Raw genomic sequence first — 20,326 nt, 5'->3', positions numbered from 1 at the left:
GGCCCATAGCCTCCTCTCGCACCCCCGCACCGGCGCTCGCCGGTCACCCGAGAGGAATCACATGGCTCGCATCACCCGCCGCGCGCGCTTCGGCGCCGGCATCGCCCTGGCCGCCACGGCCGCACTCGCCCTGTCCGGCTGCGCCTCCGCCGCCGACGCCGCCCCGGCCGACGGCGGAGAGACCGTCGACGCGGCGACCGCGACCTCCGTCGCCGACTTCGGTACGTTCGCCGATCTCGAGGCGGCCGCCAAGGAGGAGGGCGCGCTCAACGTCATCGCTCTTCCCCGTGACTGGGCCAACTACGGCGAGATCCTCGACCTCTTCGCCGAGCGGTACCCCGAGATCACGATCAACGAGGCCTCCCCGGATGTCTCGAGCGCCGAGGAGATCCAGGCCGCCGAGACGAACAAGGGCCTCGACACCGCACCCGACGTGTTCGACATCGGCTTGACCGTCGCCCTGCAGAACACCGACTACTTCGCGCCCTACAAGGTGCAGACCTGGGACGACATCCCCGAAGAGCTCAAGGAGCCGACGGGCCTCTTCGTCGGCGACTACGGCGGGTACATGTCGATCGGCTACGACTCGTCGAAGTTCGATGCACCGTCCGAGCTCGCCGACCTCCTGTCGGCCGACTACAAGGGAGCTGTCGCGATCAACGGCGACCCGACCCAGGCCGGTGCGGCCTTCGCCGCCGTCGGACTCGCGACCGTCCAGTCCGAGGGGACCCTCGACGACTTCCAGCCCGGGATCGACTTCTTCTCCGAGCTGCAGAAGGCGGGCAACCTCCTCAAGGTCGACGTCACGACGGCGACGGTCGCAAGTGGCGAGACCCCCGTGGTCTTCGACTGGGACTACCTGAACGCCTCGCACAAGGCCGACAACGAGAACTGGGAGGTCGTCGTGCTCGACGGCACCGGGTACGCCGGCTACTACAACCAGGCCGTCAACATCGACGCCCCGCACCCGGCCGCCGCCCGCCTGTGGCAGGAGTTCCTCTACAGCGACGACGTGCAGAACCTGTGGCTGGGGGGCGGCGCCCGCCCGGCTCGCATGGAGGCCATGACGGATGCCGGCACGATCGACGCCGACCTCGCGTCCGCACTCCCCGAGGTGCCGGAGGACACGGTCGTCCCGACCGAGGAGCAGAGCACGAAGGCCGGCACGCTGCTCGGCGAGAAGTGGGCAGCGGCGGTCCAGTGACCACTCTCACCACACCGGGGGTGGATGCCGCGGCATCCACCCCCGCCTCCCCCGCCGGGTCCTCGCACAGCGCGAGGGCCCGGCGGTCCGCACCGTCCTGGGCCTGGCTCGGACTCGTCCCCTTCGCCGCCTACGTTCTGCTGTTCCTCGCCGTGCCGACGATCCTCGCGATCGGCTCGGGCCTGTTCACCGAGGAGGGCGATCTCACCTGGACCAACATGTCGGCCCTCGCCGACCCGGTGGTCCTGACGACGTTCGCCAACTCGGCCGGGCTGTCGTTGCTCACCGCCGTCGTCGGGGCGATCGTCGGCGCTCTGGTCTGCTACGCGTTGCTGGGGCTGGATCCGGAGGGCCGCACCCGGTCGACCGTCGATGCGGCCGCGGGCGTTCTCGCCCAGTTCGGCGGCGTCATGCTCGCCTTCGCCTTCATCGCGACGATCGGCCTGCAGGGAGTCATCACGGTCTTCCTCGAGGAGCAGTTCGGGATCAGGCTCTTCGAGAACGGCGCCTGGATCTACGAGATGCCCGGTCTCTACCTGCCGTACTTCTATTTCCAGATCCCTCTGATGGTGATCACGTTCATGCCGGCTCTCGCCGCACTGAAGCCGCAGTGGACCAAGGCGAACCTCACCCTCGGCGGCACGCGCACGAGCTTCTGGCTGCGCATCGGCCTCCCCGTGCTCGCCCCGTCCTTCCTCGCCAGCCTGCTGCTGCTGTTCGCCAACGCGTTCTCGTCGTACGCCACCGCTGCGGCACTGTCCAGCCAGGGATCGCAGATCGTCCCGCTGCAGATCCGCACCGCCCTCACGAGCGAGACCGTGCTGGGCCGCGAGAACCTCGCCGGCGCGCTCGCGTTCGGCATGATCGTCGTGGTCGGAGTCGTCATGGCGCTGTACTCCCTCATCCAGCGCCGGGCAGCGAGGTGGCAGGCATGATCCGTCTGGGTCCCTCCGTCGCCACCCGCTGGATCATCGGTGTCGTCGTCGGCGCCTTCTTCCTGATCCCGCTCGTCTCCACCTTCCTCTACACGCTGCGCGACCCCGCCGGCGGCCTGTCGTTCGTCCGGTGGGCGGCAGTGTTCGACCCCGCCACGTCGGCAGCGCTCAAGCCGATCTGGACCGGCCTCGGCAACTCCCTGGTACTCGCACTGGTCACGGTTCTGATCGTGCTGTTCCTGCTGGCCCCGACCATGATCCTCATGAACCTGCGCTTCCCGAAGCTGCGGCCGTTCTTCGAGTTCGTCGTGCTGTTGCCGATCTCGATCCCGGCGATCGTGCTCGTGGTCGGGCTCGCCCCGATCTACCTCCAGATCGGTCGCACCCTGGGCACGGGCACGTGGACACTGGCTTTCGCCTACGGCATCACCGTGCTGCCCTTCGCGTACCGGTCGATCCAGGCGTCCATCGACGCGGCCGACATGAAGACGCTCGCGGAAGCCGCCCGGTCGCTCGGCGCGAGCTGGCCGACCGTCGTCTTCCGGGTGCTCGCGCCGAATCTGCGTCAGGGTCTGCTCGCGTCGTCGCTGATCTCGATCGCTGTCGTCCTGGGCGAATTCACCATCGCGTCCCTGCTGAACCGGCCCGTGTTCCAGACAGCGCTGGTGGTCGTGCAGAAACAGGACGCCTACGCGCCCGCGATCTTCACCCTGCTGGCCCTGCTGTTCTGCTTCCTTCTCCTCCTCCTCATCGGCCGCGTCGCCCGCGGCACCGGAAAGGCCCGCTCGTGACCCTCGAACACGCACTCCGCCGCACGGCCGACAACCTGTTGCTCGCCGAGGCCGGTGAGGGAACCCGCGTCGAGCTCCGCGGCATCGTCAAGAGCTACGCGGGCACCCGCGTACTCCACGGCGTCGACCTCGACATCGCTCCCGGTGAGTTCGTCTCCCTGCTGGGTCCGTCCGGCTGCGGCAAGACCACACTGCTCCGTGTCCTCGCCGGGCTCGAGGTCGCCGACGAGGGCGCCGTGCTGCTCGGCGGCGGGGACGTGTCGCGCGTGCCCACGAACAAGCGCGACATCGGGATGGTCTTCCAGTCGTACTCGCTGTTCCCGCACCTGCGGGTCGCCGACAACACGGCATTCGGACTGCGGCGTCGCGGGGTCGGGAAGACCGAAGCGGCGAAGCGCGCCCTCGACGCCCTCGCACTCGTCGGACTGACCGACTTCGCGGACCGATTCCCGCACCAGCTCTCCGGCGGTCAGCAGCAGCGTGTGGCGCTCGCGCGCGCGCTGGTCACCGAACCGAAGGTCCTGCTGCTCGACGAGCCGCTCTCCGCCCTCGACGCCAAGGTGCGCGTGCAGTTGCGCGACGAGATCCGCCGCATCCAGTTGCGCCTCGGCATCACGACCGTGTTCGTGACGCACGACCAGGAGGAGGCTCTGGCCGTCTCCGACCGGATCGCCGTCATGAACTCGGGTCGCATCGAGCAGATCGGCTCGCCGGAAGAGCTGTACACGACCCCCTCCACGGCCGGTGTCGCGGCGTTCGTCGGACTCTCGAGCATCGTCTCGGGAGTCGGCGAGGGCGATCACGTCATGGTGTGGGGACAACGGCTGCCCCTGCAGACCCCGGCCGAGGGTCCGGTCGACGTGTATCTGCGCCCCGAGAACGTGTACTTCGCCTCCGAGGCGGATGCCGCCACGGATGCGCTCGTCGAGGAGAGCACCTTCCTCGGAAGCATGCGCCGCACACTGGTGCGCACGGAGTCCGGAGACCTCGTGCGGGTGCAGCACGCGCCCGGCATCCGCCCGGCCTTCGGAGATCGCGTGCGCATCGCGGTCTCGCCCGAACCCGTGGCGGTGCACCCGCGCGGCTGAGATCACTCTTCCCCTGATGTGGGGCTGGGGCTACCGTGAGCCTCGAGGGGCCCGACTCCTCGATCCGTCAGAGAAAGGACGCCTCATGGCAGGCACGTTCGAGCTGTACACCGACGCCTCCGGCGAGTACCGCTTCCGTCTGAAGGCCGGCAACGGCGAGGTCATCGCGATCAGCGAGGGCTACTCCTCCAAGTCCGGCGCCCTCAGCGGGATCGAGTCCGTCCGGCGAAACGCCCCCGATGCCGAGGTCGTCGAGGCCTGACACCGCCGAGATCCCGGTCGTCGAGCGAGGAGCACAGCGGCGAGACGAAAGCCTCACGTTCTGCGGAACATGAGGCGTTTCGTCCCGCTGTGCCCGCTCACCGAGCGGCGGTCGCTACAGCACGCGGGAGAGGAAGTCCTTCGTGCGCTGGTTCTGGGGGTTGCCGAGCACCTCGCGCGGGTCGCCCTCTTCGACGATGTGGCCGCCGTCCATGAAGATGAGCCGCGAACCCACCTCGCGCGCGAAGCCCATCTCGTGGGTCACGACGAGCATCGTCATCCCCTCGTCGGCGAGAGTGCGCATGACCTGCAGCACCTCTCCCACCAGTTCGGGGTCGAGGGCCGAGGTCGGCTCGTCGAACAGCATCATGTCGGGGTTCATGCAGAGCGCCCGGGCGATCGCCACGCGCTGCTGCTGTCCGCCGGAGAGGTGCCCGGGGAAGGCATCCGCCTTCTCGGACAGGCCCACGCGGGCCAGCATCTCGTGCGCGATGCGTTCGGCCTCGGCCTTCGCGCGCTTCTTCACGCGCTGCTGCGCGATCATGAGGTTGCCCATCACATCGAGGTGCGGGAACAGGTTGAAGCTCTGGAACACCATCCCGATGCGCGTCCGCACGCGGTCGATGTCGACGTCGGGATCGGTGATGTCGATCCCCTCGATCAGCACCTTGCCGCCCGTGGGCTCCTCCAGCAGGTTGATGGAGCGCAGCAGCGTCGACTTGCCCGATCCGGAGGGACCGATCACGCAGACCACCTCGCCGGCGGTGACGGTGAGGTCGATGCCCTTGAGCACCTCGTTGTCGCCGAAGCTCTTCACGAGCCCCTGCAGGTCGATCGCGGGGGCGTGGACATCAATCAGGTCGGTGATCATCGCTGCTTCGCCATCCGTCGTTCCAGCCACGCACTGAAGCGTGTGAGGGGGATCGTCACGATCAGGTACAGGATCGCCGCCATGATCAGCGGCGTCGCGTTGGTGTTCTGGGTCGCCGCATCCCGAGCGAAGTTGGTGAGCTCCTTCGACCAGATGAACGTGCCGGCGACGAAGAGCAGCGAGGTGTCCTTCAGCAGCAGTACGAATTCATTGGTCAGCGGCGGGATGATGATGCGGAATCCCTGGGGGACGATGATCCAGAACGTGGTCTTCATCGGTGACATCCCGAGCGAACGCGCCGCCTCGGTCTGCCCCTTGGGAACCGCCTGGATGCCGGCCCGGATGGTCTCCGCCATGTACGCCGAGGCCACGAGGATGAGGCCGACCAGGCCGAGCACGACCGGCCCGCCCAGGTCACGACCCGAGATCCCCAGGGCGATCGGCAGGATGAAGGCGACGCCGAAGATCGTCAGGATCGCGGGAAGCCCGCGGAAAAGCTCGATCCACGCCGTCGCGATCCACCGGAAGGGTCCGATGGACGACAGCTTCAGCAGCGCCAGCACGATACCGAGCAGCAGCCCGGCGACGAACGCGACGGCGGTGAACCACAGCGTGTTCACGAGCGCGGTTGTGATGATCCCGGGGAACATCTTCGCCGCGATCTCCGGGTTGAAGAACAGCGGACCGATCTTCGCCCAGTCGGTGCTGACCGCCGCCCAGACGACGATGGCGATCAGCACCGCATAGACGATGTACCGGTAGAGCTTGCTCTTCGTGGTGCGCCTCAACGCCATTGTCAAGGTCTCCCTGTCCTACGCTGCTCGCCGATTACTTCGCGGTGAAGTAGTTGTCGTAGATCGTCTGGTAGTCGCCGCTGTCCTGCAGCTCCTTCAGCGCACCGTTGATCGCCTCGCGCAGCTCGTCCTTCTCGCCCTTGGCGAAGGCGAAGCCGTAGGACTCGGCGGTGTCGTAGGTCTCGACGATCTCGTAGGCGGAGTCGGCCTTCTCGTGCTCGAGGTTCACCGGCTGGTCCTGCAGGATCGCATCGATCTGACCCGCCTGCATGGCCGGCCACAGCTCGCCGTCGGAGGGGTACTGCACGAGCTCGGCACCCGTCGCGTTCGCGGTCGCGTAGCTCTCGCCCGTGGTGCCCTGCTGCACGCCGACGTTCTTGCCGTCGAGGTCGTCGATCGACTCGATGCCCGAGTCGGTGCGCACGAGGAGCGACTGCAGCGAGTCGTAGTACGGGTCGGAGAAGTCGATGTTCGCCTTGCGCTCATCCGTGATCGTCATGGCGGATGCGCCCACGTCGCAGGTGCCCGCGGCGAGAGTGGTGCCCGACTGCAGCGCGTCGAAGCCGACGTCCTGCACGGAGAGCCCCAGGTCGAGCTTCTTGGCGATCGCGTCGAGCAGGTCGATGTCGAAGCCGGTGTACCCGGTGCCGTTGTCCCCGCCCTCGAACTCGAAGGGAGCGTAGGGGATGTCGGAGCAGACCGTGAGCGTTCCCGCCTCGACCAGGCCGTACTCGTCGCCCGCTGCCGGCTCGCCGCTGTCGGAGCCGCCCGAAGAGCCGGCACAGCCGGAGAGGACGAGAGTGGCGGTCGCCGCGAGCGCGAGCCCGGCGAAGATGGTGCGACGCTGCATGACAGCTCCTATGAGACGTGGGTGGATGCCCGGGGGAACGTAGGAGTTCATCTAAACATGCGGCCTGTCGCCGCGACCGACGAGTTCCCCGTCTGGCGGATCACATTTGTGTTGCAAGTGAGTCTGGTCGAGTCGTACCGCGGGATCAGACCTCGAAGTCGACGCCGGCCCGTGACGAGACCACCGAGCGGACGAAGTCCACGACCTCGAGGTGCGCCGGGTGCACCTGGTACTCCTCGAGCGCCTCCAGTGACGCGAAATCGGCGACCAGCGTGACATCCCAGTTCGCTTCCGGGTAGGCCACGTTGACGCCCGCGCTGATCGCGAGGATCTGCGGGATGTGCGCCTGCAGCGCGGTGAGACGCCGGACGACCTCGGCCGCCTGCGCCTGGCGCTCGGCGGCGTCCTCAGTGGCGAGCTTCCAGCTCACGACATGGCGAATGGTCATCGGATCTCCTTGGTGTCATCGAGCGCGACGGAGCGGACAGCCGCTTCGAGGGCATCGCGCAAGCGGTGGGGCGAGACGCGCCAGTGCGCGTGGAACTCGCCGTCGATGAGGACGACCGGGATCTTCTCCCACCACAGGTCGGCGAGTGCGGGGTCGTCGTGGATGGACGCCTCGACGATCTCGATCTGCTCGGCGGCGGCGTCCGGCAGTTCGGCGACCACGGCATCGATCACCTCGGATGCGACGGCGCAGAGGTGGCAGTCGGGCTTCCCGATGAGCGTGAGCGTGGTCACGCCGAGGGCGTCTCCAGTTCGCGGCCCTGGGCCACCCATTCGCTCGTGCCGCCCTCGACGTTCGTCGCGTCGTATCCGCGGGCCTCGAGCGCCTCGACGACGCGCGCCGAGCGTCCGCCCAGGTGGCAGATCACGTCGAAGGACTCGCTCGGGAGCTCGTCCAGGCGGTTGCCGATCTCGGACATCGGGATGTTGATCGCCCCCGGTACATGACCGCCGGCGAACTCCTCGGTCTCACGGACGTCGATGAGCGGTGTGGCGGAGCGGTCGGCGAGCTCGGAGACGGTGATCGACTTCATGTCGTCCTCACGGTGTGGCGGGTGCGGGAAGGGCCGGAGACACAAAGCGCCCGTCCGAAGACAGGCGCTCGTGTGTCGTTGCTTTACTTCTTGTTGCGACGCTGGTGGCGAGTCTTACGAAGCAGCTTGCGGTGCTTCTTCTTCGCCATGCGCTTGCGGCGCTTCTTGATGACAGAACCCACGGAAACCTCACTAAGTCAGCGGCTGGGCGTCGCGTGAAATCGGACACCCGGGTACGAGCATGGAAAAAATGCCTCGGATCAGTCTAGCAAACCGCGGGACCTCGGCGGACATCACCGGGGAGCGCGGTCTCCAGGACTCAGCCGACGTCGGCGATCGGGCGCTGGAGGGCGTCCGCGACGGCCGACTCGGGCACGCGGTAACTGCGGCCGAAGCGGATGGCGGGCAGATCGCCGGAGTGCACGAGTCGATAGACGGTCATCTTCGACACGCGCATGATCGCGGCGACCTCGGCCACGGTCAGGAACCGGACTTCAGGAACTTCGGGCATCCCACGTACCCCTTTCTCAATGTGCACACTCTATGGGGTAGCTGGGACAGCTGTAAACCCGTGGGGCGTCTGTGGTCTGTGGGACTCGAGTGATCAGGCCCCGAGGCGCTTGAGCGCCGTCGCGACCACGTGCTTGGCCGATGCCGCGGCACGGCCGACGGCCTCGGCCGCGTGCGTGGCACTCTCGTGAAGAGGGAGCGTCGGGTACTGGATGTCAGGGGCGTCGTCACCGTACGCGTCCATCAGGAACGGGACGAGCCAGTCGTCGACCGCCTCGAGCGGCTCGACGGCGAGGCTGTAGAAGCGACGCTGGCCGTCCTCCCGCACCGAGACGAGCTCGGCATCGCGCAAGACCTTCAGGTGCTTCGACACGGTGGGCTGGCTGATGCCGAGGTCGGCGACGATGTGGCTGACGCTGGTGCCCGCATCTCCTTCGGTGGTGCGCCGCAGCAGAAGCTGGAGGATGTCGCGCCTCGTACCGTCTGCGATCACGTCGAAGATGTCCGTCATGAAGTTCAGGGTAGTCGCCCCTGGCACGGAGTACCATGACGAAGGCTCGGCCGACGGCGCCGCGCGTCCGCCGAGGGCGGTTCTGGAAGCACGGAGGGGGATGCGATGTCGGGCTTCGTGTCGACGTCGTCCTCGCGCGGCGTGTGGCGAGATCTGGCCTCCCGCGTCAAGCATCTGGTCACCTCCTCCCCCTCACGCTTCGCGATCGTCATCTTCGCCTCGCTCATCCTGGTGTTCACGGGGCTCCTGTCCCTGCCGATCGCCTCCGCCTCGCGCACCGTCACACCGCTGAGCGACGCCCTCTTCACCGCCGTGTCGACGATCTGCGTGACGGGCCTCGCGACGGTCGACATGGCGACCCACTGGTCGCCGTTCGGGCACGTGCTCATCTTCATCGGCGTGAACATCGGCGGAATGGGCGTGCTCACGCTGGCGTCGTTGATGGGCCTCGTGATCTCGAAGCGGCTCGGTCTGCGCGCGAAGCTGATGGCCGCCGGCGACACGAACCCCCTGCGCGCGCACGGCGGTGTCGTCAACGAGAGCCAGACCGTGCGACTGGGCGAGGTCGGACAGCTGCTCACCACCGTCGCCCTGTCGACCCTCCTCATCGAGGGCATCGTCGCGGTGCTGCTGTACCCGGGCCTCGTGATGGCAGGGATCGACCCCATCACCGCGCTGTGGGAGGCGCCCTTCTACGCGGCGATGTCGTTCACCAACACCGGCTTCACCCCGAACGCCGGCGGCGTCACCATCTTCGCCGACGACTACTTCGTCCTTTCCGTGCTGATGGCGAGCGTCTTCCTGGGCAGCATCGGCTTCCCGGTGATCTACACGCTCGCCAAGCACGTGTGGCACGTGAAGCGCTGGTCGCTGCACACCAAGCTCACGCTCGTCACCACCGTGCTGCTGTTCGTGCTCGGCGCAGCGGTGTTCCTCGTGCTGGAGTACAACAACCCCAAGACCTTCGGCTCGATGGATGCCGTCGACACCACGTTCCAAGCCTTCTTCCTCTCGGCGATGACCCGCTCCGGGGGCTTCAGCGTGATCGAGATCGCCGACCTGAACGGTTCATCTCTGGTCGCCGCGAGCATGCTGATGTTCGTGGGCGGCGGGTCGGCGTCGACTGCCGGCGGCATCAAGGTCACGACCCTCGCCGTGCTCGCGATCGCGGTGTGGTCGGAGGCGAAGGGTCGCCAGTCGGTCGAGGTCTTCGGCCGTCGCATCCCCAGCGATGTGCAGCGTGTCGCCCTCAGCGTCGTCGCGTGGGGCGCGACGATCGTCGCCCTCTCGACCATCACGATCGCTCAGATCACCAAAGCCGACATCAGTTTCGTGCTCTTCGACGTGATCTCCGCGTTCGGCACCGTCGGGCTGAGCACCGGTCTCACGGCGGAGCTCCCGGATTCCGCGACCTATGTCCTGGCCGCGACGATCTTCATGGGCCGCATTGGTACAGTGACACTCGCCGCGGCGATCGCGGCGACCTCTCGATCGCAGTATTACTCACTTCCCGTGGAAAGGCCGATCGTTGGTTGAAGTACTCCGCAGCGACGCTCCCGTACTCGTCATCGGCCTCGGCCGATTCGGCGCGGCCTGCGCCGGGGAACTCGATCGTCTCGAGCGCGAAGTGCTCGCGATCGACGGCAACCTCGGGCTCGTGCAGAAGTGGTCGGATCGCGTCACGCACACCGTGCAGGCAGACGCGAAGAACATCGACGCGCTGCGCCAGATCGGCGCCCAGGACTTCCAGGTCGCCGTCGTCGCCGTCGGCTCCTCCATCGAGGCCTCGGTGCTCATCACCGCGAACCTGGTCGACCTCAAGGTGCCGCAGATCTGGGCGAAGGCCGTCTCCCAGTCGCACGGCAAGATCCTCGCCCGCGTCGGCGCGAACCACGTCATCTACCCCGAGCGGGAGGCCGGTGAGCGCGTCGCCCACCTCGTGAGCGGGCGGATGCTCGACTTCATCCGCTTCGACGACGACTTCGTGCTGGCCAAGATGTACCCGCCGAAGTTCATCCGGGGAGTCGGCCTGAACGAATCCGGCGTGCGCACGAAGTACCGCGTCACCGTGGTCGGCGTGAAGAGCCCGGGCAAGCCCTTCCGCTACGCCGAGGCGAACACGATCGTCACCAACCACGACCTCATCATCGTGTCGGGCACCAACAGCGACATCGAACGGTTCGCCGCACTCGACCGCTGAGTCCGCTCCCTCACCGGGTGCCCGCGGCTCAGGCGTCGATGTCGAGCGTGAGCTCGACCGTGTCCTCGACCGCGACGCCCTCTCGGTCCTGCAGCAGCTTCTTGACGGGGACGATGTAGCCGCCGTCCTTGGGCCACAGGGCCGTCGTCACGGTGGTGTCGCCGATCGTGACGGATGCCGGGATCATCCCCCAGCCATACGTCACGACGGACGCGATCTCGTGGATCATCTCGCTCTCGGCCGGCGGCACCGTGACGAAGTGGTACGGCGCGGGGCCGCGCCAGTACCAGATCTCGCCCGTGATCCGCAGCCGCATGGCTCAGGCTCCCGCGGCGAGCTCCTCGGCCCGCGCGAGCGCGGCGGCCGTGGCATCGGCGAACGTCCGATCGAGCCGTGCCTGCTGCAGCACGGCGACCGCACGCTCGGTGGTCCCCTTCGGGCTCGTCACCCGGCGCCGCAGTTCGGCGGGGTCGACGTCCGAGGCATCGAGGAGTGCGGTGGCACCGATGAAGGTCTGCTCGACCATGAGACGAGCATCGGACTCGTCGAAGCCCCTCTCGACAGCGGCCTTCGTGAGCTCCTCCATCAGGAGGAAGACATACGCGGGACCGGATCCGGAGATGGTCGAGAGCGCGTCGATCTGTGATTCCGGAACCTCGATGACAGCGCCGACGGTCTCGAATAGCCGGCGGACGAGCGCGAGGTCGTCCGCACTCGCGGCGGGACCCGCGGCGAGACCCGTGACACCCTTGCGCACCGTCGCCGGCGTGTTCGGCATGGAGCGGATGACGCGCGCGCCGTCGCCGAGCTCCCGGGCGAAGGTCTGCAGCGTGACACCGGCGGCAAGGCTCACCACGATCGTGTCGGGCGCGAGACGCGGGGCGATCTCGCGCAGCAGTTCCGGCACCATCGCCGGCTTCACGCCGACCAGCACGATGCGTGCGGATGCCGCGGCATCCGCACTGCCGGAGGGCTGGGACTCGAGCGCGATGCTGGTGACACCGTCGAGATCGGCGAGGTCGTCGGCTTTCTGCTGCGTGCGGTTGGTGGCGACGATGCCGCCGTCCACGCGAATGCCGGAGGCGACGACACCGCGGAGGATCGCCCCTCCCATCGAGCCGGCACCGAGGAACGCGAGGGCGGGAAGCGAGTCGACCATGTCGTCATCCTACGGCGGGCGCACCGGGATTCCGGTGGCCGGCGGTCTTAGAATCGGGGCATGAGTGCATCCGGAGGCAACAAGGCCATCGTCGCGGCGTTCCTGGCGAACATGGGCATCGCGCTGGCGAAGTTCCTCGCCTGGGCCCTCTCCGGATCCGCCTCGATGCTCGCGGAGGCGATCCACTCCGTGGCCGACTCCGGCAATCAGCTCCTGCTGCTGCTGGGCGGCCGCAAAGCGCGGCGCGAAGCCGATCGCTCCCACCCCTTCGGCTACGGTCGCGAGCGCTACGTGTACGCGTTCGTCGTCTCGATCATCCTGTTCTCGGTCGGTGGTCTGTTCGCGATCTACGAGGCGATCGACAAACTCACCAACCCGCACGAGATCGATCGCACGTGGTGGTGGCTTCCGCTCGTGGTGCTGGCGGTCGCTATCGGACTGGAGTCGTTCTCGCTGAGCACCGCCGTGCGAGAGAGCAACCTCGTTCGTGACAAGGGGCAGTCATGGGTGTCCTTCGTGCGCCGCGCGAAGGCACCGGAGCTTCCGGTCGTGCTGCTCGAAGACGTGGGGGCGCTGACCGGACTGACCTTCGCTCTGCTCGGCTTCGGGCTGACCCTGATCACCGGGAACCCGGTCTTCGACGCGCTCGGCACCCTGATGATCGGCATCCTGCTCGTGATGATCGCGATCGTGCTGGGGATCGAGACCAAGAGCCTGCTGGTCGGGGAGGGCGCGACCGTCGGCGATCACGACCGGATCGTCGACGCCATCAACGCGGGGCCCGAGGTCGAGAAGCTCATCCACATCAAGACCCTGTATCTGGGACCGGATGAGCTGCTCGTGGCCGCCAAGGTCGCGCTCACCTCGGACAAGTCGGTGCGCGAGGCCGCAGACGACATCGACGAGATCGAGGCCCGCATCCGCGAGGCCGTGCCGGTCGCCCGCGTCGTCTACATCGAGCCGGATGTGTACCGGCCGGCGATCGACCCCGAACCTCCGACCGACGTTTTCGTCCTCAAGTCCTCGGACTGAGCAGGGGAATACCCCTGTCGTTCAGCGCCGGTCGGCGAAGAACGCGCGCAGCAGGGCGGTCGCGGCATCCGCCTCGACCCCGCCGACGACCTCGGCACGGTAGGGCAGTCGCCGGTCGCGCAGGACGTCGTACATCGACCCCGCGGCGCCGGCCTTGTCGTCCCATGCACCGAACACGACCCGGCCGATGCGGGCCTGCAGGATCGCCCCGGCGCACATGATGCAGGGTTCGAGGGTCACGACGAGCGTGTGCCCCTCCAGGTTCCAGGAGCCGAGGGATGCCGCAGCGGCCCGCAGCGCCTCGACCTCGGCGTGGCCGGTGGGGTCGTGGGTCTCCTCGCGGGTGTTGCGCCCCTCGCCCACGATGCGTCCCGTTCGGTCCAGGACGACCGCACCGACCGGGATCTCGTTCGCCGACGCCGCCTCCGACGCCAGGGCGAGTGCGCGGCGCATCGCGGAGGCATCGGATGCGGTCATGGGTCGAGCCTACGACCGCATCCGATGTCGTGTCGGACCGTGCGGCGCATTAGCCTGTATCCATGCGTGTTCACGTCGCCGACCACCCCCTCATCACCCACAAGCTCTCGGTGCTGCGCGATGCGCGTACGCCGTCGCCCGTCTTCCGTCAGTTGACCGAAGAACTGGTGACCCTCCTCGCGTACGAGGCGACCCGCAACGTCAAGGTCAGCCCCATCGAGATCACCACCCCCGTGACGACCACGATGGGCGTGAAGATCTCCGAGCCGCGGCCGATCGTCGTCCCGATCCTGCGCGCGGGTCTCGGCATGCTCGAGGGGCTCGTCACGTTGCTGCCCACCGCGGAGGTCGGCTTCCTCGGCATGGTCCGCGATGAGGAGACCTTCGAGCCGAAGACGTACGCGGAGCGCCTTCCCGACGATCTGAGCGACCGCCAGTGCTTCGCGATCGACCCCATGCTCGCCACCGGCGGCTCCCTCGCCGCGGCCATCCAGTTCCTCTTCGACCGGGGAGCCAGAGACGTCACCGCGATCTGCCTGCTCGGCACCCCGGAGGGCGTCGCGGCGATCGAGGCCATGGCGGGCGACCGCGATGTCACCCTCGTGCTCGGCGCGCTCGACGAGCGTCTGAACGAGAAGGGCTACATCGTCCCCGGTCTCGGTGACGCGGGCGATCGCCTGTACGGCACGGTCTGATCTCGCGGGCTCAGTCGAGCCGAAGGCGATACGCGCGCTCGTCGCCGTACTGCGTGAACCCGGCGCGGGTGAGGATCGGTGCCGAGGTCGTGACGCGCCCCTTGACGAGGGCAGTCGATGCTCCCCATTCCGCACTCACCCGGAGTCGTTCCGCGAGAACCGCGCGGTAAGCCCCGCCGCCGCGTGCGCGCTCGAGCGTGGCGGCACCCCACAGGCGCGCGAAGCCATCGATGACGGTGCAGCCACCCGTGCTCACCGGATCGCCGCCGAGTCGCCCGAGCACACGGAATCCCGCGCCCGTGGTCAGGCCCGTCTCGATCTCGGCGAGCTCGTCGCGCAGCCCCTGCGCGTCGAGGGGCTCCTGCTGCCAGACCGGCACGTTGATCGCGTCGACCTCGCGCACCTGCTCGAGGGTGCGGACGACCTCGGCGTCCGCCGTCGGCGGCACCTCGACCGACGCACCCTCGATCCCGAGCGCGAACACCGTCACCGTGTCGATGTGCGCCGCACCGCGTCGACGCAGCTCGTCTTCGAGGTCGGGACCGTCTGACGGGTTCGTCCAGAAGGTGAGCGTGGCCTCGCCCCAGGCTCGGGTCCGCGCGATCGCGTGGTCCAGGACATCGGCGGCCGTGCGGTCAGACCGGACCTGCGAGCCGCGCACGCCTCCGCCGAAGCGGGCGGGATAGCGCACGAGTTGCAGCTCACCTCCTTCGTGTCCACCGTCGCGAGGCACCCAGAACCACGCCGCGGCGGCGCGGAGGATCTCTTCGGTGGAGTGCACGTCGGACTCAGTCCACGACCCCGACGAGGCGCGCGAAGGCGCTCAGCCGGGCGACGCCCTCCGGCGTGTACGGCAGGTCGTCGAGCAGAGCGGGCGAATGGATCAGGTAGGCCACGCACTGCGCCCGCGAGATGGCCACGTTGAGTCGGTTCTGCAGCAGCAGGAACTCCGGCCCCCGCGGCGCATCACGGCCGCTCGATGCGGCGAGCGAGGTGATCGACACGACCGCCTCCTTGCCCTGGAAGTTGTCGACGGTCCCCACCGGGACGTCCGGGTATCCGGCCGTGGACAGCGCATCGAGCACCAACTGGCGCTGCGCGTTGTACGGGGTGACCACGATGATGTCGCTCTGCGTCAGCTCTCGGGTGGTCAGGGGCTCATCGTTGTCGGTGAACGCCCGGCCGACGAGGTCGCCGACCAGCCGCACGACCTCGGCGGCCTCCTCCGGCGACTGCGTCGAGTTGCCACGGTGACGCAGCGGCACGATGTGCAGACCCGGGTCGACACCGTGCACCGCGCGCCGCTCGGTGCCGGGCGCCGACGCGAGCTTCCCGGCGTACGAGAGCCGTGACACAGGTGCCGCGATCGCGGGATGCATCCGCCAGGACCGCGCGAGGAAGTACCCGTATTCGGGGCGCACCACCGCATCGCCGTCCATGACCCACCCCAGTGCCGAGGTGTCGACCGGCTCCGGGTGGGCGCCCTGGCTGACCTGTGGCAGCTGCTGCGGATCGCCGAGCAGGAGCAGTCGCTTCGCCCCGGCCGCGACGGCGATCGTGGAGGCGAGCGAGAACTGTCCCGCCTCGTCGATCACCAGCAGGTCCAGACCGTCGCGGTCGACGCGCGACGTGTTGCTGAAGTCCCAGGCCGTGCCGCCGACCACGGCCCCCTCGTCGCGATGCTCGGCGAGGAAGGACGCCATGCCGCTCTTCGGAATGACCGTGTACGGGGGGTCGGCGGCCGGGTCCTTGGGAGCCTTGCCGACCTGACCGGGCGGCACCCCGTCGGCGACGATGCGCCCGAGCAGGGTCTCGATGATCGCGTGCGACTGCGCGACGACCCCGATCGTGAACCCGTGTTCGGCGACGAGCCGCGCGATCACACGAGATCCCGTGAAGGTCTTGCCGGTGCCGGGCGGGCCCTGCACGGCGAGATAACTGCGATCCAGGTCGAGGACGGCGCGCACGATCGCGTCGATCACGTCGTCGCCGGCGGGCGGGATCGCGCCGCCGGAGAGAGTCCGCGGCGGAACCCGGCGCAGGATGTCCGTCGCGGCGTCTTCGGGGAACGAGGGGGCCGCCGCGTGCACGGAGTCCGCCCACTCGTCGATCGCGCCCTGCAGCGAGACGACGCGCGGTGGCGCCGCCGGAGTCAGCGCGAGCGGAATCTCCTCCCAGGTCTGTCCCTGGATCGCCGTCTCGGTCACGAGGTATCCGTCGTCGAGCACCTCGGCCACCGTGACCGTGTGCGGTACATGCACGGCCCGAGACGGCACCTCGATGTCGAACGGAGCGGGTGCCTCGTAGAGCGCGAAGGGCTGCGCACCGACGCCCAGCGTCGTTCCCGGAGACACCTCGCCGCGGATCTCGACGTCTCGCGACATCACGCGTCGCCCCTCCGCGACGCTCCAGTCCCGGCTCACCACGGAGGAGGGTCGATCGATGCGCACCACGTCGCGCGTGCCGTCCCACATCGTGACGGGCTCCCGGAGCCGCTGGAAGTGCGAGACCCAGAAGCTCTTCGCCTCGCGCGGGAAGTAGTCGATCGCGGCGGCGGCGATGCGATGCACCTGGCCGTCGTCTCCGGCCTCGACCGCTGCCTCGGCATCCGCGAGCAGGGCGACCGACCGGGGCGACGGTTCGTACACGACATCGTCCGCGGCATCCGGCGGCGCGGGGTTCACGCCCTCGCGACGTGCGATCTCGATCAGCCAGTTGCGCAGCCGCCTGGTCGACACGCAGTCGTACCGGTTGTAGTCGGCGAGGTCGGCGAGCACGGCGTCGGCATCGGCCTGCTGCCCGGCTGCCGCGAACTCGCGTGCGGCGACGTACTGCACGATCGAGTCGTCGCCCTTCTGCACATCGCTCGTGCGGACGTCGTCGCCCATGTACAGGGGTTCGAGCTTCTTGATCGAGTAGGAGCGCGATCCGACTCGCACCGTGCGCAGGACCAGAGGGTAGAGATCGACGAACACGCCCTCGCGCAACAGCCGATCTACTTCTGCCTCGCGCACGCCGTGATGTGCGGCCATCGCGACCAGGTGGGCGGTCTCATACGGGGCGTAGTGGTAGATGTGCATGCCCGGATGCGCCGCTCTGCGCAGCTTCACGAAGTCGAGGAACGCCTCGAGGGCTCGCCTCTCATCGGCGAAGGTGTGCGCCCACAGCGCCGAGTACTGATCATCGTTGTCGACCCAGCCGAAGAGGTAGTCGATTCCCCAGTGCGCCTCGCCGTCGGGCGACGGCTCGGTGTACAGCGGATCGCCCTCGAAGTCGAAGAAGATGTCGCCGAGGCTGGGTACCGGCAACGTGTGGATGGCCGCCGCATAGTGCACGTCGTACGCGGGCACGCCCTCGGCATCCGCGCGCAGCTGCACCCGTGCCTGTGCGCGGAGCGTCGCGAACGAGTCGGCGTTCATGCCCTGTGGCGCCTCGATCGCCGATGCGAGCGCGTCGATCGTCTCGATGCCGGCGGCACGCAGCCGCGCGCGCTGCACCGGCCGCATGCGTGCGACCATCAGCAGGTCGCGATGCGCGATCACCTCTTCCTCGCAGGTGGCGCAGCGCCCGCAGGCGACGACGTCGAGGTCGCCACGACCGTCGCCCCACGCGAGCGGCGCACCGCTCGCCGCCTGCTCGATGCCGCGGTCGGCGATGAGGGCGCGCAGGCGCGACCTGCGGACGTGGAAGAGCGGCAACAGGTCGTCGACCGCGTGCGTGCTGATCGAGCCGTCGCCGAGGATGAGGTCGACCTCGTCGGATCTCGGGATGCCGAGGCGATCGAGCTGATCGACATATGCCGCGAGCTGCATGAGAGCGGTGACCCGCGCCTTTCGGGCGAGCTTGGAGTCCTGCACGCGCCAGCGGCCGTCGTCGTCTCGTCGGAGGAAGTCCGCGAAGCCGACGAACTCCTCGGTCGCGAAAGCAGCCTGGAACACGACGAGAGCATCGGAGCCCAGGGCTTCGATCGTCTCGGCGACCGCGGCGGACAGGGCCTCGGCATCGACCGACGACACCTTCTCGATCTGATGCACGCGCTCGTCACCGAGGTCGTCCACGTACCGAGCCAGGACGTTGCGTTCATGCACGTCGCCCAGCAGCGCAGCCCGCGCGAGCGTGGCGTCCTCCGGCTCCTCGACCGCCGGCACCCTGCCCAGCTTCGCGTCGATCGCGCGGCACCACGCGAACTCGCATTCGGCGGCCGCCTTGAGGTCGCTCGCGCTCCAGATCACGCGCCGCGCCTGAGTGTCGATCCGCACTGTGCTCCCATCGATCGGATGCTTCGACCCTAGCCGCGGCATCCGACACTCAGGCGCTCCGCCCGCGCCGATGACGCGCCCCGCGCGTGTCCGTCGAGCGACTCAGGCGCAGGTGCGCGTCCGTCGTATGGTCAGCGCCACCAGCTGTCGTCCGGCGTCACCGGGAGGTTGCGCTTGTGCTGCGTCGCGAGGTACTTGGCCTCGATACGTCCGGCGACTTCCGGATCGACCTCACGGCCTTCCAGGAAATCGTCGATCTGCTCGTAGGTGAGACCCAGTTCGTCCTCGTCCGCTCGACCCGGCTGCCCGTCGAGCAGGTCGGCGGTCGGCACCTTGAAGGCGAGACGGTCCGGAGCGCCGAGCACCTGGAGCAGCGCACGTCCCTGACGTTTGCTCAGTCCGGACAGCGGCAGGATGTCGGCCGCCCCGTCGCCGAACTTCGTGTAGAAGCCGGTGACGGCCTCGGCCGCGTGGTCGGTGCCGATCACGAGCTGGCTACCGTGACCTGCCAGCGCATACTGCGTCACCATTCGCACCCGTGCTTTGATGTTGCCGCGGTTGAAGTCGCTGATGTCGCTGGTCACCGCGAACTCGATGTCCTCCTCGACGCCGTCGACGCCGTTCTGGATGTTCACCTCGACGGATTCGTCGGCCGCGATGAACGCGAGCGCGGCCTTCGCGTCGTCGGCGTCGTGCTGCACGCGGTACGGCAGGCGCACGGCGAGAAAGGTCGCCGCACCGCCCTCCGCGCGCACCCGCTCGACCGCGAGCTGCGCGAGTCGTCCGGCCAGCGTCGAGTCCTGCCCGCCGGAGATGCCGAGCACGAAGCCCTTCGCACCGCTGGCTCGCAGGTAGTCGGCGAGGAACTGCACGCGGCGCTCCACCTCGGCTGCGGGGTCGATCTCGGCCGAGACGCCGAGCGCTTCAGAGATCTGCTTCTGCAGGGACACGTGATCCTCCGGTCTTCTCGACGCCAGTATCCTCCCCCAGTGTTACATCGGGATGACACCGCCCGCACGCGCGCGGGCTTCGCACCACCGGAACGACCTGGCAGGATGGCGAGGTGAAACTTCTCGTCGCAGCCATGGCATCCGAACTCGAAGCGTTCCCGGAGGAGCTCGACGGATTCGATCAGCTCGTCACCGGCGAGGGCAAGATGCAGGCCACCTACGCCCTCACCCGCGCCCTCGACGCCAAGGAGTACACGGAGGTCGTCGTCGTCGGAACGGCCGGCGGCATCGACCCGAACCTCGAAGCGGTCGTGCACGAGATCGGGAGCGCGCTGCAGCACGACGTCTTCGACCTCGACGGCGTCCCCGGTCAGCACGTCTCGCTGCCCGCTCGTGTGTCGACCGGGCGCGAGGGCGTGCTGATCGCCACCGGCGACAGCTTCGTCGGCGATGCAGGGATCACGGCCGTCATCCGGCCCTCCGGAGCAGGACTGGTCGACATGGAGACGTACGCCTACATCTGGGTCGCGGAGAAGTTCGGGGTGCCGATCCGCGCCTTCCGGGCCATCTCCGACCGGGCCGAGGACGGCGCCCTCGTCGACTTCCGCGCGGCGATCGCCCGCTGCAGCGTCCAGTTGCGTGAGGTCATCCGCCGGGAGTACGGCGTCTGACCTGACCGCCGCTCCGACCGTCGAGCGC

At 68.4% G+C, this 20,326-nt stretch carries 25 protein-coding genes; 10 read left to right on the top strand and 15 right to left on the bottom strand.

From position 1 onward, the window contains the following. Nucleotides 1-61: 61 nt before the first annotated feature. The 5 genes from ACWA14_RS03210 (at nucleotide 62) to ACWA14_RS03190 (ending at nucleotide 4,280) form a co-directional block, all read left to right on the top strand. Nucleotides 62-1,204 (top strand): ABC transporter substrate-binding protein, encoded by a 1,143-nt coding sequence (locus ACWA14_RS03210; protein WP_463796034.1) that lies wholly within the window; start codon nucleotides 62-64, stop codon nucleotides 1,202-1,204. After that, a complete protein-coding gene (locus ACWA14_RS03205) occupies nucleotides 1,201-2,139 on the top strand; it encodes an ABC transporter permease (RefSeq protein WP_463796033.1) in 939 nt (312 codons plus the stop codon). The genes ACWA14_RS03210 and ACWA14_RS03205 overlap by 4 nt, the downstream gene beginning before the upstream one ends. Next, a complete protein-coding gene (locus ACWA14_RS03200) occupies nucleotides 2,136-2,930 on the top strand; it encodes an ABC transporter permease (RefSeq protein WP_463796032.1) in 795 nt (264 codons plus the stop codon). Before ACWA14_RS03205 ends, ACWA14_RS03200 begins: the two co-directional genes overlap by 4 nt. Then, nucleotides 2,927-4,018 (top strand): ABC transporter ATP-binding protein, encoded by a 1,092-nt coding sequence (locus ACWA14_RS03195; RefSeq protein ID WP_463796031.1) that lies wholly within the window; start codon nucleotides 2,927-2,929, stop codon nucleotides 4,016-4,018. The genes ACWA14_RS03200 and ACWA14_RS03195 overlap by 4 nt, the downstream gene beginning before the upstream one ends. Nucleotides 4,019-4,103: 85 nt before the next feature. Continuing rightward, entirely contained in the window at nucleotides 4,104-4,280 is a 177-nt protein-coding gene (locus ACWA14_RS03190; protein WP_463796030.1) for a YegP family protein, read from the top strand. Between the two features lie 114 nt (nucleotides 4,281-4,394). Here the strand turns inward: ACWA14_RS03190 and ACWA14_RS03185 are convergent, their stop codons facing one another. The 9 genes from ACWA14_RS03185 to ACWA14_RS03145 form a co-directional block, all read right to left on the bottom strand. After that, on the bottom strand, nucleotides 4,395-5,150 hold the full coding sequence (locus tag ACWA14_RS03185; protein WP_463797485.1) for an amino acid ABC transporter ATP-binding protein: 756 nt from the start codon (nucleotides 5,148-5,150) through the stop codon (nucleotides 4,395-4,397). Then, nucleotides 5,147-5,944 carry an amino acid ABC transporter permease gene (locus ACWA14_RS03180; RefSeq protein ID WP_463796029.1) on the bottom strand — a complete coding sequence of 266 codons (798 nt, stop codon included), beginning with the start codon at nucleotides 5,942-5,944 and terminating at the stop codon, nucleotides 5,147-5,149. Before ACWA14_RS03180 ends, ACWA14_RS03185 begins: the two co-directional genes overlap by 4 nt. Before the next feature lie 34 nt (nucleotides 5,945-5,978). Continuing rightward, nucleotides 5,979-6,794 carry a transporter substrate-binding domain-containing protein gene (locus ACWA14_RS03175; protein ID WP_463796028.1) on the bottom strand — a complete coding sequence of 272 codons (816 nt, stop codon included), beginning with the start codon at nucleotides 6,792-6,794 and terminating at the stop codon, nucleotides 5,979-5,981. A gap of 145 nt (nucleotides 6,795-6,939) precedes the next feature. After that, complete coding sequence (locus tag ACWA14_RS03170) at nucleotides 6,940-7,242, bottom strand: Dabb family protein (protein WP_463796027.1); 303 nt, start codon at nucleotides 7,240-7,242, stop codon at nucleotides 6,940-6,942. Continuing rightward, on the bottom strand, nucleotides 7,239-7,535 hold the full coding sequence (locus ACWA14_RS03165; RefSeq protein WP_463796026.1) for a glutaredoxin family protein: 297 nt from the start codon (nucleotides 7,533-7,535) through the stop codon (nucleotides 7,239-7,241). The genes ACWA14_RS03170 and ACWA14_RS03165 overlap by 4 nt, the downstream gene beginning before the upstream one ends. Next, complete coding sequence (locus ACWA14_RS03160) at nucleotides 7,532-7,834, bottom strand: rhodanese-like domain-containing protein (RefSeq protein ID WP_463796025.1); 303 nt, start codon at nucleotides 7,832-7,834, stop codon at nucleotides 7,532-7,534. The genes ACWA14_RS03165 and ACWA14_RS03160 overlap by 4 nt, the downstream gene beginning before the upstream one ends. Before the next feature lie 83 nt (nucleotides 7,835-7,917). Further along, nucleotides 7,918-8,016: a 30S ribosomal protein bS22 gene (locus ACWA14_RS03155; RefSeq protein ID WP_003792170.1), complete on the bottom strand. Its 99-nt coding sequence runs from the start codon at nucleotides 8,014-8,016 to the stop codon at nucleotides 7,918-7,920. Nucleotides 8,017-8,153: 137 nt separating this feature from the next. After that, nucleotides 8,154-8,345: a helix-turn-helix domain-containing protein gene (locus tag ACWA14_RS03150; protein WP_463796024.1), complete on the bottom strand. Its 192-nt coding sequence runs from the start codon at nucleotides 8,343-8,345 to the stop codon at nucleotides 8,154-8,156. 93 nt (nucleotides 8,346-8,438) lie between these two features. Then, nucleotides 8,439-8,855, bottom strand: coding sequence for an ArsR/SmtB family transcription factor (locus tag ACWA14_RS03145; protein WP_463796023.1), 417 nt, complete (start codon nucleotides 8,853-8,855; stop codon nucleotides 8,439-8,441). Nucleotides 8,856-8,960: 105 nt separating this feature from the next. On the opposite strand from ACWA14_RS03145, the gene ACWA14_RS03140 reads away from it, so the two are divergent. Together ACWA14_RS03140 and ACWA14_RS03135 are read left to right on the top strand one after the other, a co-directional pair. Beyond that, nucleotides 8,961-10,391: a TrkH family potassium uptake protein gene (locus ACWA14_RS03140; protein ID WP_463796022.1), complete on the top strand. Its 1,431-nt coding sequence runs from the start codon at nucleotides 8,961-8,963 to the stop codon at nucleotides 10,389-10,391. Then, complete coding sequence (locus tag ACWA14_RS03135) at nucleotides 10,384-11,055, top strand: potassium channel family protein (protein WP_463796021.1); 672 nt, start codon at nucleotides 10,384-10,386, stop codon at nucleotides 11,053-11,055. The genes ACWA14_RS03140 and ACWA14_RS03135 overlap by 8 nt, the downstream gene beginning before the upstream one ends. A gap of 28 nt (nucleotides 11,056-11,083) precedes the next feature. Here ACWA14_RS03135 and ACWA14_RS03130 read toward each other — a convergent pair whose 3' ends face one another. Beyond that, on the bottom strand, nucleotides 11,084-11,371 hold the full coding sequence (locus tag ACWA14_RS03130; RefSeq protein ID WP_463796020.1) for a DUF1905 domain-containing protein: 288 nt from the start codon (nucleotides 11,369-11,371) through the stop codon (nucleotides 11,084-11,086). Between the two features lie 3 nt (nucleotides 11,372-11,374). Further along, nucleotides 11,375-12,214, bottom strand: a complete 840-nt coding sequence (gene proC, locus ACWA14_RS03125) for a pyrroline-5-carboxylate reductase (RefSeq protein WP_463796019.1) — start codon at nucleotides 12,212-12,214, stop codon at nucleotides 11,375-11,377. 60 nt (nucleotides 12,215-12,274) lie between these two features. Between proC and ACWA14_RS03120 the strand changes: the two genes are divergently transcribed. Continuing rightward, nucleotides 12,275-13,246 (top strand): cation diffusion facilitator family transporter, encoded by a 972-nt coding sequence (locus tag ACWA14_RS03120; protein WP_463796018.1) that lies wholly within the window; start codon nucleotides 12,275-12,277, stop codon nucleotides 13,244-13,246. A gap of 21 nt (nucleotides 13,247-13,267) precedes the next feature. Here the strand turns inward: ACWA14_RS03120 and tadA are convergent, their stop codons facing one another. Beyond that, nucleotides 13,268-13,723, bottom strand: coding sequence for a tRNA adenosine(34) deaminase TadA (tadA, locus tag ACWA14_RS03115; protein ID WP_463796017.1), 456 nt, complete (start codon nucleotides 13,721-13,723; stop codon nucleotides 13,268-13,270). A gap of 62 nt (nucleotides 13,724-13,785) precedes the next feature. Between tadA and upp the strand changes: the two genes are divergently transcribed. Next, nucleotides 13,786-14,418 carry a uracil phosphoribosyltransferase gene (gene upp / locus ACWA14_RS03110; RefSeq protein ID WP_230114471.1) on the top strand — a complete coding sequence of 211 codons (633 nt, stop codon included), beginning with the start codon at nucleotides 13,786-13,788 and terminating at the stop codon, nucleotides 14,416-14,418. 10 nt (nucleotides 14,419-14,428) lie between these two features. On the opposite strand, the gene ACWA14_RS03105 is transcribed toward upp, so the two are convergent. The 3 genes from ACWA14_RS03105 to nadE form a co-directional block, all read right to left on the bottom strand. Then, nucleotides 14,429-15,199: a hypothetical protein gene (locus ACWA14_RS03105; RefSeq protein ID WP_463796016.1), complete on the bottom strand. Its 771-nt coding sequence runs from the start codon at nucleotides 15,197-15,199 to the stop codon at nucleotides 14,429-14,431. A gap of 7 nt (nucleotides 15,200-15,206) precedes the next feature. Further along, nucleotides 15,207-18,677 (bottom strand): TM0106 family RecB-like putative nuclease, encoded by a 3,471-nt coding sequence (locus tag ACWA14_RS03100; RefSeq protein ID WP_463796015.1) that lies wholly within the window; start codon nucleotides 18,675-18,677, stop codon nucleotides 15,207-15,209. Nucleotides 18,678-18,808: 131 nt separating this feature from the next. After that, nucleotides 18,809-19,627, bottom strand: coding sequence for an ammonia-dependent NAD(+) synthetase (gene nadE, locus ACWA14_RS03095; protein WP_463796013.1), 819 nt, complete (start codon nucleotides 19,625-19,627; stop codon nucleotides 18,809-18,811). Between the two features lie 113 nt (nucleotides 19,628-19,740). On the opposite strand from nadE, the gene ACWA14_RS03090 reads away from it, so the two are divergent. Further along, complete coding sequence (locus tag ACWA14_RS03090; RefSeq protein ID WP_463796012.1) at nucleotides 19,741-20,298, top strand: phosphorylase family protein; 558 nt, start codon at nucleotides 19,741-19,743, stop codon at nucleotides 20,296-20,298. Nucleotides 20,299-20,326 lie beyond the last annotated feature (28 nt).

It is taken from the genome of Microbacterium sp. TW_SC_2 (assembly GCF_055361165.1).
Note: the sequence above shows the minus strand (reverse complement) of the source record. Positions and strands in the feature narration are given on the sequence as shown.